We start from the raw sequence: 14,919 nt of genomic DNA on the forward strand, positions 1-14,919 counted from the left end.
GAAAAGAAATTATGAAAAGCTCAAAATATTGAGTTTCTTACTGCACAAGGTGTATCCAATCAATAGAGAACTTATTCTAACTTTTACAATTTCTTGTCTGAAATTTTTAATGATTAAGTCATCTTACGCAGTTGTCATGCTGATGGCATTGCCTTTCAGCATCTAATAATCTGCGTAAAACAGATTCCAATCCCGATTCATCGGGACGGAATGACATAATTATTACTTTTGCGTAAGGTGACTTATTAAATATAATTTTCCAGGGTCTGTATCTCGACGTAAAACCTTTCTCGAAAGAGTTGTGGTAGGATAAAAGCAATTCAGGATTGGCAGAAATACCAACGTAAAACTTATCAGTCGAAAAGGATTTTAGTATGTAGAGGAAATAACTCATAAAAAATAAAAAACCCTGAAAGTTAATCAGGGTTTTATTAAGCTCCGCAAACTTAAATTACTTAGAACCTTCTTTTCAAACAATAAAGAACTATATACTTACCAATACTGTGTTAAAATGTTGGCTGGGAAGTGATTTTCAGCCAATTCTTCATTCCATAAACCTTTACTTTCTCGGAAAGCATCCTCCCTCACCAACCAGTGTCATTAACTCTTACTATACTTGTCGATAAAACTACTCACAATTTTCAATAATATATTATCTAGTCCTCCCTTAAAAAGCGGAATAAGTTGTTAAAGTAGAAAAAATAAATAAAAAAGTGAAAAAAGATTTGGTTTAAAATGCAAGATTTAAATAATTTAGATTAAAAACCTTGCAGATTATTATGATAAAAAAGACAGAAAAGAAATCACAGATCAGTATGTTCTTCTCATTGAAGGATACCTTGGATCAGAAACATCCGTTATTCATATTGGAAGAAAGAATTAACTGGCAGCAATTTGAAGATGCTTTCAGTCCTCTTTACTGTTTAGATAAAGGACGACCGGCTCTGCCGATACGATTGATGGTGGGGTTATTGATATTAAAACATCTGCCTATCATAGAGGTTTGACTTCAAAAATTATAAGTTTGCTATGATTGATTTGTAGTCTCTGCCAATAGGAATAGAAACTCCATTAACCTCAACCGCTTCGGCTGTGTATGATTCAATCCTGGTTATCGGAACGATAAAAGACCGGTGTATTCGTTTAAAGATATTTGAAGGTAAAAGAGACTCAATTTCATGAGTACTCATTTTTGAGATGTACTCTTTTTTTGTTGTAATGATTTTGATGTATTCTCTTTGACTTTCAATATAAAGTATCTCTGAGAATAAAATTTTCACCTTCCTTTTTTGCACATTTAGAGATATAAAATCTTTTATCTCCTGGCTTTCACTTAAATCCTGTTTTTCTCTTTCTGCTTTTTTTACCTTATTTACGGCTATTAAAAATCGTTCAAATTCGAATGGCTTTAATAAGTAATCTGTTACATTTAGATTAAACCCCTCCACTGCATATTGATGATAAGCTGTTCTAACAATTACTGAAGGCGGATTTGTAAGAGTCTTTAAAAATGCCATACCTTTTAATTTAGGCAGATGAATATCTAAAAAAATAAGGTCAGTACTATTTTGCCTTAAGTAGTCAGTTGCCAGAATAGCATCTTTAAAAGTAGCTTGTAATTCCAGGAATGGAACCTGCAAAATATAATCCGTTAAAACTTTGACTGCTAACGGCTCATCTTCTATTATAATGCATTTTATTTTAGACATGGCTTGCCAGGTTAATTTTTAAAGAAGCTGTAAAAACAGATTCGCCTTGTTGAACAGATAGATTGAAATCCTTATATAGTAATTCCAGTTGGCGTCTCAAGTTAGAGAGACCGATATTTTCTTTTGCACTGCGATCTTCAGGAAATTTTTCTGTAGAATTTTTTACAACAAAAATTAAAAGACGGTTATTAACTGATAGATGGATATCGACAAATGGCTGATTTCTTGTTTCAGATACGCCATGCTTAAATGCATTTTCAACTAATGGGATCAGCAACAACGGCGGTAATGCTTGTTTCATATCTTCAATGTCATAGTTAAAATTAACACTTAAAGTATCATCATAACGCAATTTTTCAAGGGCAATATAGTCATTGATAATTTTTAGTTCCTGTTCTATAGCTATATACGCTCCACCAGTTTCATATAGCATAAAACGCAAAATTTTCGACAACCTTAAAATTGATTCCGGGGCAAGATCAGATTTATCTCTTGCCAATGAATAAATATTATTTAACGTGTTGAATAAAAAATGTGGATTGGTTTGTGACTTAAGATAGCTTAATTCTGCTTCTTGTTTTTCAATACGCAGCTGCTGTGCATCAGCTCTTAATTTTCTATAATTATGAAAATGTCTAATGACTGCAAAAAATAGTATCGCAAAAATGCTTGACCCGAATTGATCACCGACCCCTTCCTTGCAACTAGTGTATGATGCAAAATCATTATAGATATGTAATTGGATACCCAAGTAGCGCCACGCAAATAATCCAAATGAAAATAAAAAAATCTGAATGGCTAAAAGTGAAATGGATTTGATTTTATTTTTCTTGTTTAATCGGGGGATTGTGTATTCAAAAAAAAGGAACATAACGAGCAGTATATAAACCGCCCGCCAAATTTCATTTACGGCATATTGAAAAAAAGACACTGGATGCTGTGCTAAATCCACGATCAACCAAAGCAACAAATAAGCAGAAGTAGTCCACAAATAGAAAGTGATTCGTTCTTTATTAATTTGCAGTTTCATCAGTCCTGTGTATATATATAAAGATATGATAATTTAATTTAGTTAAATAACGATTCAAAAAAATAAAATTGACAGCAACAGCATAAAAAAATCGCCAAATATTGTTGATAATTTCTGCATGCAGCGTAGCAGTATAATTTGCTAAATCTATAAACAGCCACAAGCACAGATGGCAAAGCCAACCCATAAATAAAATTTAAACCGTTCTCTATCAATTGATATCTTCATCGGGGTATCTATAAGCTTCAGCAAATACTTAACTTTTCCATTTTGCAGTCTCCGTATTTTAGTTTCCGATGCACAAATATAAAGAGGTCATCCAAATATATTGAGATCGCTTTCCCTTCAATATAACTTCTTCATACCATTTACGGGTTTATCTGTAGACATAATTACGCCGCTGGTTTACCATAACCCGCTGTATGTTGACACTCTATTTCAGTTATTTGTTTGATTGCATATTATTGCATCAGAAAATAAATTTCAAAATAAACTAAATCAAAACTACCATTGTGAATATTGTGAAACTGAAAGAGGGAAAGGATATTAACTTATGAATAAAATAATTTACTTTGGAGAAGATGTTGAAGGGTATAACATTCCTGTTTTAAATGAAAGGGAAATAAGAGCTGCAGCGGGAATATTATTTTTAATGATGTTTATCTCAATTATGGTAGTTATTCTTAAAGGGGATTTTTTACTGCTCAAGTATGCTATTACAATATTCCTTACGGATATTTCAATACGTGTTTTTATTAGTCCTAAATTTTCTCCCTTCTTAATAATGGGACGATTGATAGTCAGGAATCAAGTTCCCGAATATGTTGGTGCTGCGCAAAAAAAGTTTGCATGGATTATTGGTGTAGTCTTGGCGGTTACAATGTTAGTACTTGTAGTCATAGTAAACTCATTTAGCCCAATATCAGGTATTATCTGTCTGATCTGTCTAGCATTCTTATTCTTCGAAACAGCGTTTGGTATATGTCTGGGTTGTAAATTTTATTCAATATTTTATAAAGAGAAAGCTCAGTACTGCCCTGGTGAAATTTGTGATATAAAATCAAAACAAGAAATTCAAAAAACATCTAAGCTTCAGCTACTTCTTGTTTTTGGATTTATCGCATACATTTTCCTGATTGTCTTTGTATTCAATGATAATTTTAATAACAAACCATATGACTTGTTTGGGATTGAAAGTTCTACACAAGCTAAATAAAAGATAATTAAAAAGGAGCAAAAATGAGCACAAACAAAATGAAATATTTCTTATCTCTTGTAGTTTTAAGCAGCTTGCTTTTTACGCAATCCCTGATGGCGCAAGAAGGAATAAAAGGCAACCTGGTTACTGCAGATTGGTTAGAGAAAAATCTTAAAAATGCTGATGTGGTAATACTCGATGCATCACCTTCATATATATATATGGCAAATCACATTCCCGGCGCACTTAATTACGACATATTTTCCTATGGCGTTAAAGAAATGCCTGTTACTGAAATTGAAAAGCGCTATCAATCCTGGGGCATCAGTCCAGGTAAAAAAATTGTAATGTACGATCAAGGCGGCTCAATGTTGGCAACCAGACTTTTTTTCTCTCTCAATTATTATGGCTTCCCAGTAAAAAATTTATTTATACTTGATGGCGGACTCTATAAGTGGCAGGAAACAGGACTACCGATAACAAATGAACAAACACCTACACCGAAGACAGGTTCTTTTACCATTACAAAACTTAACGAGGATACAAGAGTTGATCTGCCGGAATTCCTCAACGCATCCGGCGACCAGATCAACAATGTTTTAATTGATGCACTTGATGCCAATTGGCATTTTGGAGGATTAAACATCTTTGGCAGACCCGGACATATCCCAAATGCTATTATGATACCTGCTGCAGATTTTTTCAATCAGGACAAGACATTTAAATCTGCAGAAGAAATAAAAAAGATACTTACATATTTTGGTATCAAATCTGAACAACAAGTTTACTCTCAATGTGGTGGCGGAATTGCTGCCAGTGTACCGTTCTTTGCTATTAAGTTTCTACTTGGATATCCGAATGTGAAACTATATCCTGGTTCGCTGTTGGAATGGGCATCTGACCAGAGAGAACTTCCCATCTGGACATATGCTGCCCCGTTTTTGACAAGGGAAACCGAATGGCTACAGGGTTGGGGGGGCAAAATGATGAGAATGTACGGAATCACACAAATAAGCATTGTGGATGTGAGACCAGCAGATGTTTTCAATCAGGGACATCTACCTTTTGCAATAAACATTAGTTCTGATGTTTTAAAAACAATATTACTAATCCTGAAAAACTGGCTGAAATACTGGGTCGGTCGGGTGTTAATGCGTCTCACGAAGCGGTTATCATTTCGGGCGCAGGTTTAACAAAAGAATCGGCTTTAGCATTCGTAATGCTTGAGAAGCTTGGACAGAAAAAAGTATCTGTCTTCATTGACTCACTAGGAAAATCTGTACGACTTGGTTTAGCGTTGACAAATGATACAACCGTTGTCGGTCCAAGAAAATCTCCGATGGACTTGTCTATACTTCCTACAACATATCCCAAAAATTTCCTTAAGGAGGTGATAATTTCAGACGCAAAGAATACCAAAGGAGTTTATCCAAAAATATTTATTGCTTCTGGCAAAAATGTGCCTGTCAAAGTCTTGGACAACAAAGTTGTTCATGTACCCTACACTGAACTTTTGGATGCAGACGGCACACCCAAAGCAGCAAATGAAATATGGAACATCTTAATAAAAGCTGGACTGTCAAGATACGCAGAGCTTATTTGTTTCTCTGATGATCCGGGTGAAGCGGCAGTCAATTATTTTATACTTAAACTGATGGGGTATCCTGATGTGAAAGTTTGGGTAAATTAGTTTAATGAAACGAAAGGTTGTAGATGCAAAAATTGAATTTGAAAAAGAAAATGATGGAAAAGTTAAAAGCGTTATGTTATACCAGGGAGGAGGAATAATGCCCGCTCCCAAAATTCAATAACTAATTACTTACAGGAATCCTGTAGTTCTACACGATTTGAAACAACAATGTAACTGATGTTAATTAGTTTTGTTTATATGTTTTCCAATTCAAATGAATAAATGATCTATTATTGTGTATCATTTACAAAACAAAATCATTTTTATTCGAAAGGAAATACCTATGAAATATTTATTCAGAATTCTAACTATAATAATCTGCATATTACATTATAATTTATTTGCACAGCAGGAAAATGATTTATCCGGTATTTGGGAAGGTAATCTGATTATCAGTGCTGCAGTTGAAATGCCGATAGTTTTTAAATTTGAGAAGAATGATGAAAGCGGCTACGAATGTAAAATGGACAGTCCAAGCCAGGGCGCTAAAGATATTCCTATTGAATCTGTTACCTTGATAAATGACTCTGTTCTTGTGGATGTTAAAGTAATTGCCGCTATTTTTTCGGGAGAAGTAAATTGGGAAAACCTGGAAATCATTGGCAAATGGAGTCAGGGTGGTCAATCATTTGATCTTACAGTAAAAAAAGTAGAGAAAGCCACTACATTGAACAGACCTCAGGAACCTAAAGAACCATTACCGTACAACAGTGAAAATATTTTCTTTGAAAATAAGACTGATAAAATATTTTTAGCAGGTACACTTACTTTTCCAAAAGAAGGGCAAAACTTTCCGGCAGCAGTATTGATCAGCGGATCAGGTCCACAGAACAGGGATGAGGAACTTATGGGACACAAGCCATTTCTGGTATTGTCCGATCACTTAACAAGAAACGGCTATGCTGTCCTCCGGTTTGATGATAGAGGTGTTGCTGAATCAGAAGGTGATTTCAGATCTGCAACAACGGAAGTCTTTGCATAAGATGTTTTAGCAGCAGTTGAGTTTTTAAAAACCAGGAATGAAATTGTTCATAGTAAAATCGGATTTATAGGACACAGCGAGGGAGGCGTAATAGCACCAATGGCTGCAGTTCAAAATGAAGAAATTGCATTTATTGTTTTATTAGCCGGAACAGGACTGCTGGGTGAGGAGATACTCTATCTTCAAGCAAGATTAATTGCAGAAGCTGACGGAACACCGGAAGAGGATATTAAAAGAAGTCTGGAATTTTCATCTGTTATTTATGGCGCAATTAAAGAATCAGAAGATTTTGTTGTTGCAGAAAAGAGATTCAAAGAACACTTCTGGCGTGAGTATCCAGGAATGACCCAAGAGGAGAAACAAAAAATCGGTGATCCTGAAGTATTTTTGGAGATGCAAACAAGAATTGCACTTACACCTTGGTTTTAAATTCTTTTTAACTTATGATCCTGCGCCAGTACTTCAGAAAGTAAAATGCCCGGTACTGGCACTCATCGGGGAAAAAGATTTACAAGTGCCTCCGAAAGAAAATCTTCCCGCTATTGAAGAAGCATTAAAGATGGGCGGTAATACACAATATACGGTAAAAGAGTTGCCCGGTTTGAATCATTTATTCCAGACTGCAGAAACAGGTTTACCAGTTGAATATGGAAAGATTGAAGAAACAATGTCACCTCTTGTGCTTGATACAATAAGTAATTGGCTACACGAGAATATTAAATAGTAGATTGTCTTTTCGACCATGGGGTGAAATCTTAAATTATTTTATTTTAAAATTGATGGTATATCCTTATGTAAATGTATGGAGAGGTGAAAATTGATTATTCGTTTGAATATGAATTTAATGATAACAGTAAATAATTTCATTTAAATTAAATAGAAAAAATAATGATGCGCTATACTGGATTAACAGTTTTTATTCTCTTTTTTGGAATAGCAATGTATGAAGCCATAATAAAGTTTAATTGGATTGAAGCAATTATATATACATTGTTAGGAGTACTCTTTGTAGTTGCTGAAAAAAGAAAATGAATATTCATCTCCAAATATAAGTTGGAAGGTTATAAATAATAATAACTTACAGAAGCTTGATAAAAAGGATATTAAAATAGAAGTAACAGTTTTAATGTATATCCCCAATAGTTCATCTGCATTATTTAAAGATATATTTCAGCTGAATACTAATAAGCTTATATTAATTGTATGCTTAAGAGTTAAACACGAATAAAACTATTTAAATAAATCGAAGAAAAAAGGCACGTATGCCATCAAATATTTTTAACCATTTAAAAAATGCAACTTTTTTTGCTTTACCCGATTATAATATTATAAAAAGAAAAAAATATTTTGAATGAAGAGAAGCTCCTTGGGGAGGTTGAAAATGATCCCCAGAAATTCGGGGAGATATACGACGCATTTTATAAGAAAATTTTTGGTTATGTATTGAGAAGAACTACAAATTATGACGCAGCCAAAGATATTACTGCTGAAACTTTCATTAAAGCTTATACCAGTATTGGAAAATTTAAGTGGCGTAATATCTCAATACTTTACTGGCTTTACAGCATCGCCACAAATGAGCTTAATAAATATTTTAACAGCCATAAGTATTGTCCGGAGTCCTTAAACAGGATACATGAAGAGTATGGTTTTGATATAACAGATTATTCAAATGCCGAGACCGAAAGGATACAGCTCGAGGAAGATCTAGAAAAGCACCGGGAGTTTATGAGAATAAATAATCTTATTAAAAAACTCGATGTAAAATACCAGGATGTAATTTCATTAAGATTCTTTGAGCTGAAATCTATAAAGGAAATAGCCGTTATCCTCAATAAAAAAGAAGGAACTGTCAAATCACTCCTTTCACGTGGTGTTGATAAATTAAAAGAAAATATTACTTGGAGAAAAGATGAAAAAAGAAGATGTCGATAAAATGCTAAGCGATATAGATGTACCTGTTATTGATAATGTAAAGCACCAACAGGAATTAAAAATACCTTTGTTAAGCTTTAAAAGATCATCAAGAGCAGGATTATGGCTACTAGTTGTGCCGGTGGTGGTTGCTGTTACATTTTTATTTAAATATGTATTGGGTATATACTCACCTTTGATTGATGGAATCCGAAAATTCTTTGATGCTATTGACAATAACCAGTTTCTCACTTACTTAATCCCTGTCATTTTTATAGGGTTCCCTTTTACTGCCATGATTATAAACCTTCTGGCATTCTGCCATTTTACCTTTATCAAAGAAAAAAAAGAACTCCTTATAACCGTAAAATACCGGCCCTTTAACATAGCCATATTTCTATTTTCATTCGCGACAGTTGTTTTCTTCTTATTGCCGGACAAGTTATCTTTTTAACGGGACAGTCATTGCCGGCGATAAATCAAGAATGGGATATCGCCAATCAATCGGATATAAAATTCAGACTTAATTCAATAACCTAAATTAATATTTATTATATAATGGACACTAAATGAAAAGACAAACACTAATTCTAGCACAGATTCTAATTCTCACCTTTGGTCTTATGTTAAATCTTACTTATGCTCAACAAAAAGACGATGATCAACTGGTCACCTACTTTGATAAAATACTTTTGGAGCAATTCAAAACTGATGAACCGGGTGTAACGGTTCTGGTTTCCCGTAATGGGCAGATTATTTATAAGAAAGCATTCGGAATGGCTAACTTGGAATTAAACACACCCATGCAAGTGGATAATGTTTTCTGGGTTGCCTCTATAGGTAAACAATTTACTGCGGTGGCAATATTACAATTGATGGAACAGGGAAAATTAAATTTGCAGGATGAAATCACAAAGTTTATTCCCGATTATCCTACACAAGGAAATAAAATCACGATTGAGCATTTGCTGACGCATACATCGGGTATTCATAATTATTCAGGCATGGAAGACCCGGAAAAAAAGCTAACAACGGATTGCACACCAAACGAAGTAATTGACTTTTTCAAGAACCTGCCAATGCGTTTCGCCCCAGGTACAAAATGGGAATACAGTAATTCAGGCTATTTTTTATTGGGTTATATCATCGAAAAAATTACGGGAAAACCATATTCGGAATACATTGAAGAAATTTTTTTCAAGCCGCTTGGTATGACCAATTCACTTTTCGCTAGTAATAAAAGAATCATTAAAAACAGAGTTGGTGCTTATAGTCAAGGGAATAATGGTTTTGAAAATTCCAAACATTTGAATGCAACCATTATTTACTCTGCAGGTGCAATACAAACTACTGTAGAGGATTTTTATAAATGGCATCAAGCCGTTCATTCTTATAATTTTGTAAAAAAAGAAACACTTGATAAAGCTTTTACAAGATATAAATTGACAGATGGAAAAGAAACGGATTACGGCTATGGTTGGAAATTAGGTTACGTTTACGAGAGCCCCTCTATCTGGCATGGCGGTGGTATCGAAGGTTTTGGAGCGATGGAAATCTATTTGCCCAAAGAAGATGTTTTTGTTGCCGTTTTTTCTAATTGCGATTGTATATATCCCAAAGATATTGCGACAAGATTGGCAGCGCTTACAACTGGTAGACCTTACGAATACAAAGAAATATCTAACGGAAATACGAATTTAAAAGGATATACTGGTGTCTATGAAAATCAAAAAGGTCAGCAACGAATCATAACTGTGACGGGAAATAAGTTGTTTTCTCAAATTGGCAGAGGTCCGAAGTCTAATCTAAAAGCGTATCAAGAAAATATGTTTTTCTTTGAGGATGATCCAATGCAGACAATAGAATTTTATAGAAATAAAAAGGGCGAAATTGAAAAATTATTAACCAAAAAACTGAACGGAAACGAGGCTTGGAATAAAACTAATAAACCCATCCCGGACTCAAACGGAATAAAAGTGGACGGAAAAATATTGGAAACTTATTTGGGTGAATATGAAATTACAAATGAAATGAATTTCTCGGTCACTATTGAGAAAGACAGAATTTTCATACAAGCCCCAGAACAGGATAAATTTGAAATTTTTGCCGAAACTGAAAATAAATTTTTTACGAAAGTTACTGATGCTGAATTTGAATTTGTCAAAGACCATTCGGGCAATGTAACCAAAGTAATTTTGAATCAAGGCGGAAGAGAAGCAGATGCGAAGAAGATAAAGTAGAATATACAAAATTGGGAAAAGAATTTAGTTATGAAATTAAGTACATATAATATATCTCGTGCTAAAGTGAATCAAAATTTGATAATTGAAAAAGATAAGGTCAAAATTTTATTTGGTTGGCTTGGTACAATAATTCTTCTACTCATTATTCCAATAAAATTATTTCGTTTCTTTGAAATTAGTTATAAATCACAATTAATAATTGGAATCGCTCCAAGTTTACTTGGCCCAGCCGGATTATTGCTATTAATTTTATCAAGCAAAAGTAAACATCTAAATCTAAGCATCATTCAATCAGCAATTTTAGTAGCTCTAATTGCATTAGGTATAGAATTTGCACAATTACTTCCGCGACCTGAAATTCTTAAATATATACATTATAATTTTGATTGGTTAGATGTAATTTCGAGCTTAATAAGTGTAACAATCGCTTATTTATTTGCTAAATTTTTAATTAATTATTTACGTGATAAATAATTTGTATAAAATATTAGTTAATCTATTTATGTTTTTAATTAACCAATTGCATAACAAGTGGCGAAAGGCGACAGCGTTTTTGCATTCGGCATTTTAGAAGTTTTAGAGTTAGTCGATATGTTTTAACAATCCTGTTCGAAGTAGTCGTTCTAATTAATAAACTTGCAAAATCTTCGGCAGTAATTTTTTAATCGGCGTTGTTGTTATGGACTGCGCCTTAGCCGCAACAACGATATGCAGCAGCTTATAAGACGACACAACATTAAAAAACAGAAAGACAAAATGAATAGACTTATACTAATTTTTTCAATTGCAATAGTTTTTATAAGTTGCAATCAGACAAGTAAAACAAACAAGAAAATAAATAAAATGGTCAAACAAAAAACGAAGCGACAAACACAACTTCAACTAATAACACAATCCCTAAGGTAACTGGAATTGGTGGAATTTTCTTTTATTCAAACAATCTGGAAGAAACGAAAGAATGGTACACTAAAAATTTAGGGATTGAAATAAATGATTGGGGTTCTTCGAGTTTTGAATCAAGAAACGTTAACAAACCTGACGAGATAAATTCTCTTCAATGGAAACCTTTCAAAAAGGGAGATGAATATTTTTCTCCATCACAAAAAGATTTTATGATTAATTACCAAGTCCAAAATATTGAAAGACTTGTAAACAAACTCAAAGAAAACGGAGTAACCATACTTGACAGCATTGTGACTTACGATTTTGGAAAATTTGTTCATATTATGGATCCAGAGGGAAACAAGATAGAACTTTGGGAGCCAATCGACAACGAGGGCGAAAAGACAACTGAATAGGATTTGAAAGCAGACTGAGATAAAAAAGCCGAACGCATAATAGAGTATTTATTGTATTTGGGCTGATGACGCATTTGGAGTTCTTAACGCTTTTTTGCTGGCTTTGCTAACGGGGGACAAGAAAACGTTTCAAACTCCCAAACACAACAAATACGCAAATCGTTGTTCGTCTTTATGAAATGTGGCGATCTAGTACATTAGCATCTTATATAAAACTTAATAAATTAATGAATTCAAACAAAAAGACATCAAGAATTATATTTTTATTTTGGGTACTATATGCTGTACCCGCTATTTTTAGTCTGCAGTATGTCCAACCCAAATTGATTGTACTTGGAGATGCCGTAGCGACATCAAATAACATTATTGGTCATGAGTTTTTATTTCGTATGGGGATTGTGAGTCATCTTTTAGCACAAATCTTTTTGTTGTTTTTTGGGATGACTGTTTTTCACCTTTTTAAAGGAGTTAATAAAACATGGGCAGCCATATTTTGGACATCAATATTGATGACTGTTGCCATAACTTTTATCAATACACTTAACTTTGTCGGTCCTCTCATCGTACTCAGCAAGGCTGATTACTTGAATGTATTTCAACAAGATCAACTTCATGCATTTGTAATGATATTCCTCAGACTAAGCAACTTTGGACAAGCACTATATGAAGTATTTTGGGGAATGTATCTTTTTGCATTTGGATTGCTCATCATAAAATCAAGTTACATTCCAAGATTTCTGGGTGTATTGCTTATCATCGGAAGTATAGGCTTTCCGATAAATACTTTTACAAAGTTACTTATCCCGGAATTTTATCCAGCGCTATTTACACAAATGACGATGTTTTTTAGTGGTCTTGGGGTACTCCCGACCCTCTTTTGGATTTTGATTGTAGGTTTAAAAATTAATACGCAAACAATTGACAAACAATAACGAACGCATAACAGCGGTTTAGCAAAAGTGGCGGCTCTGTGCTTAGAACAGTTTTGTGGTTACATAAAATGCAGTTCTCCGAATGAAAAATTGAGCTGAAAGGCCCGCCCACCGCAAATCTGCAAAACATTAGCTGTAAGTATACGAGACAATATAACTTTCAGTGGACAGAAAATGAAAAAAAATTATTTAACGACCAGACTTATACTAAATGAATTAAGTTTGAATGATGAACAATTTATAATGGAGTTAGTAAACACGCCAGAATGGATAAAATTTATTGGTGATAGAAATATCAGAACGCAAGAGGACGCAAGAGTTTATATTCAAAAAATAATTGATAATTCAGCTGTTAATTATTGGATCGTAAAACTACAAGAGCAAAATATACCAATCGGTATAATAACTTTTATCAAACGCGATTACTTAGAACATTACGATATTGGTTTTGCCTTTCTTTCAAAATTTACTAAAAAAGGTTATGCATATGAGGCTACCACAACTGTATTAAATGATATAATAAACGACCTTACTCATACACACATTCTTGCTACAACAGTACAAGAAAACATAGATTCAATAAAACTTTTAGAAAAATTGGGATTTCGATTTGAAAAAGAAATTGAAGACGGAAACGATTTATTGTTGGTCTATTCTATTTCAGTTGACAAACTATTAATTAATCAGGTAACACATAACTTTTTTAACTTATTTACAAATGCAAGTCAACAGAAACCTATTTTGGAAAAAATTCAGAATATATGTTTACCTGAAACTATTATTATTAAAAAGAGTAAAGACAAAGAGGATATTCTCAATATAAACGCATTTATTGAACCAAGAAAAAAAATTCTTTCAGATGGGACACTTACGGAATTTGAGGAATATGAAATATTTGAAGAAACAAGAGTGGTCGCTAATATAGCGCAGCGTTTTTCTAAATATCAAAAGAAAGGATACTTGAATGGAAATTATTTTGAGGAAAAGGCAATAAACTATTTCAGTATATCAAGACAAACAAAGGTTGGAAAATAGTCTCTGTTAACTGGGAAGACGAAAATATTTAAAATCATATCTAGGATACTCTAAATGAATACAGTATCAACACGTGACCGAATCGGTTCTTTTTTGAATCACAACAAGATCATCGTAGTAATCGAACTTGTGGTTATATTGGGACTCGCATTGGCTTCCTCAAGTCCGACTGGTATCGTTCCGATCGTATGTGTGATTGGATTTTCCTTTTGGGTGCGAAAGGTTGCTTGGCGCGACATCGGGTTTGTCCGCCCAAAAAACCTTCCTATCATCGTCCTATTGGGTGTAATCTTCGGTATTGGATTGCAGATTCTTGATAATTATTACTTGGGCCCCCTCATACGTCAACTGACAAACACTCCAACCGACCTATCACTATTCAAATCCTTGAGCGGCAATGTTACAGCTCTTGTAGCCGCCATCGCACTCAGTTGGACTATAGCAGCTTTCGGTGAGGAATTGATTTTTCGCGGGTACCTTATGAATCGGATAGCTGATGTTGCCGGGCGAGATCAAATGGGGTGGGTAATTGCACTCGTTGGGTCAAGCTTTGTTTTTGGTATCGTTCATCAGTACCAGGGTTTATCAGGTGCCATCGGGGCTTTCAAGACAGGTTTGCTGTTTGCTTTTATGTATTTAGCTACTGGACGAAATTTGTGGTTGTCCATAGTTACACACGGCGTCTATGACACATTCGGATTTGTACTTCTATTATTGGGCTAACAGAGTGTTTGGCAAAACAACTTCACATAACAGCACATTTGTAATAGGCGGGTACGTGCTCCGAAGGCGGGTTTGGTTTTACAGAAAGTTCAGTTCTCCGAATGAACAATTCGTGCTAAAAACACGCCTATCGCAAATTTGCAAAACGTTAACGGAAAACCCGAG

General features: G+C 34.0%; 17 protein-coding genes and 1 pseudogene. 15 read left to right on the top strand and 3 right to left on the bottom strand.

Going from position 1 to position 14,919, the window contains the following annotated elements:
* Positions 1-118 precede the first annotated feature (118 nt).
* On the bottom strand, positions 119-394 hold the full coding sequence (locus IPH11_15265) for a GIY-YIG nuclease family protein (protein ID MBK6914942.1): 276 nt from the start codon (positions 392-394) through the stop codon (positions 119-121).
* 385 nt (positions 395-779) lie between these two features.
* Here IPH11_15265 and IPH11_15270 point away from each other — a divergent pair, with 385 nt between their 5' ends.
* Positions 780-1,007: a hypothetical protein gene (locus tag IPH11_15270; protein MBK6914943.1), complete on the top strand. Its 228-nt coding sequence runs from the start codon at positions 780-782 to the stop codon at positions 1,005-1,007.
* Positions 1,008-1,016: 9 nt separating this feature from the next.
* Here the strand turns inward: IPH11_15270 and IPH11_15275 are convergent, their stop codons facing one another.
* Complete coding sequence (locus IPH11_15275; protein MBK6914944.1) at positions 1,017-1,709, bottom strand: response regulator transcription factor; 693 nt, start codon at positions 1,707-1,709, stop codon at positions 1,017-1,019.
* Entirely contained in the window at positions 1,702-2,739 is a 1,038-nt protein-coding gene (locus tag IPH11_15280) for a histidine kinase (GenBank protein MBK6914945.1), read from the bottom strand. Before IPH11_15280 ends, IPH11_15275 begins: the two co-directional genes overlap by 8 nt.
* Before the next feature lie 553 nt (positions 2,740-3,292).
* Between IPH11_15280 and IPH11_15285 the strand changes: the two genes are divergently transcribed.
* The 14 genes and pseudogenes from IPH11_15285 to IPH11_15350 all read left to right on the top strand — a co-directional run bounded on the left by IPH11_15285 (position 3,293) and on the right by IPH11_15350 (position 14,754).
* Positions 3,293-3,955: a DUF4395 domain-containing protein gene (locus IPH11_15285; protein MBK6914946.1), complete on the top strand. Its 663-nt coding sequence runs from the start codon at positions 3,293-3,295 to the stop codon at positions 3,953-3,955.
* A gap of 23 nt (positions 3,956-3,978) precedes the next feature.
* Entirely contained in the window at positions 3,979-5,130 is a 1,152-nt protein-coding gene (locus tag IPH11_15290; protein MBK6914947.1) for a hypothetical protein, read from the top strand.
* 26 nt (positions 5,131-5,156) lie between these two features.
* Entirely contained in the window at positions 5,157-5,627 is a 471-nt protein-coding gene (locus tag IPH11_15295) for a hypothetical protein (GenBank protein MBK6914948.1), read from the top strand.
* A 283-nt stretch (positions 5,628-5,910) separates the two neighbouring features.
* Positions 5,911-6,609, top strand: coding sequence for a hypothetical protein (locus IPH11_15300; GenBank protein ID MBK6914949.1), 699 nt, complete (start codon positions 5,911-5,913; stop codon positions 6,607-6,609).
* Between the two features lie 42 nt (positions 6,610-6,651).
* Positions 6,652-7,333 (top strand): annotated as a pseudogene (locus tag IPH11_15305) (alpha/beta hydrolase).
* 164 nt (positions 7,334-7,497) lie between these two features.
* Positions 7,498-7,641 (top strand): hypothetical protein, encoded by a 144-nt coding sequence (locus tag IPH11_15310; GenBank protein ID MBK6914950.1) that lies wholly within the window; start codon positions 7,498-7,500, stop codon positions 7,639-7,641.
* A 315-nt stretch (positions 7,642-7,956) separates the two neighbouring features.
* On the top strand, positions 7,957-8,544 hold the full coding sequence (locus IPH11_15315) for an RNA polymerase sigma factor (GenBank protein MBK6914951.1): 588 nt from the start codon (positions 7,957-7,959) through the stop codon (positions 8,542-8,544).
* The gene (locus tag IPH11_15320) at positions 8,522-8,977 is read left to right on the top strand and encodes a hypothetical protein (protein ID MBK6914952.1); all 456 of its coding nucleotides are present in this window, start codon (positions 8,522-8,524) and stop codon (positions 8,975-8,977) included. Before IPH11_15315 ends, IPH11_15320 begins: the two co-directional genes overlap by 23 nt.
* Positions 8,978-9,092: 115 nt before the next feature.
* Positions 9,093-10,763, top strand: a complete 1,671-nt coding sequence (locus IPH11_15325; protein MBK6914953.1) for a serine hydrolase — start codon at positions 9,093-9,095, stop codon at positions 10,761-10,763.
* A gap of 30 nt (positions 10,764-10,793) precedes the next feature.
* Positions 10,794-11,240 (top strand): hypothetical protein, encoded by a 447-nt coding sequence (locus tag IPH11_15330; GenBank protein ID MBK6914954.1) that lies wholly within the window; start codon positions 10,794-10,796, stop codon positions 11,238-11,240.
* 419 nt (positions 11,241-11,659) lie between these two features.
* Positions 11,660-12,064, top strand: coding sequence for a VOC family protein (locus tag IPH11_15335; GenBank protein ID MBK6914955.1), 405 nt, complete (start codon positions 11,660-11,662; stop codon positions 12,062-12,064).
* Between the two features lie 227 nt (positions 12,065-12,291).
* The gene (locus IPH11_15340) at positions 12,292-12,996 is read left to right on the top strand and encodes a DUF4386 domain-containing protein (protein ID MBK6914956.1); all 705 of its coding nucleotides are present in this window, start codon (positions 12,292-12,294) and stop codon (positions 12,994-12,996) included.
* 174 nt (positions 12,997-13,170) lie between these two features.
* Complete coding sequence (locus IPH11_15345; GenBank protein MBK6914957.1) at positions 13,171-14,031, top strand: GNAT family N-acetyltransferase; 861 nt, start codon at positions 13,171-13,173, stop codon at positions 14,029-14,031.
* A 327-nt stretch (positions 14,032-14,358) separates the two neighbouring features.
* Positions 14,359-14,754, top strand: coding sequence for a CPBP family intramembrane metalloprotease (locus tag IPH11_15350; protein MBK6914958.1), 396 nt, complete (start codon positions 14,359-14,361; stop codon positions 14,752-14,754).
* Positions 14,755-14,919 lie beyond the last annotated feature (165 nt).

It is taken from the genome of Ignavibacteriales bacterium (assembly GCA_016709155.1).
Classification (GTDB): domain Bacteria; phylum Bacteroidota; class Ignavibacteria; order Ignavibacteriales; family Ignavibacteriaceae; genus JADJEI01.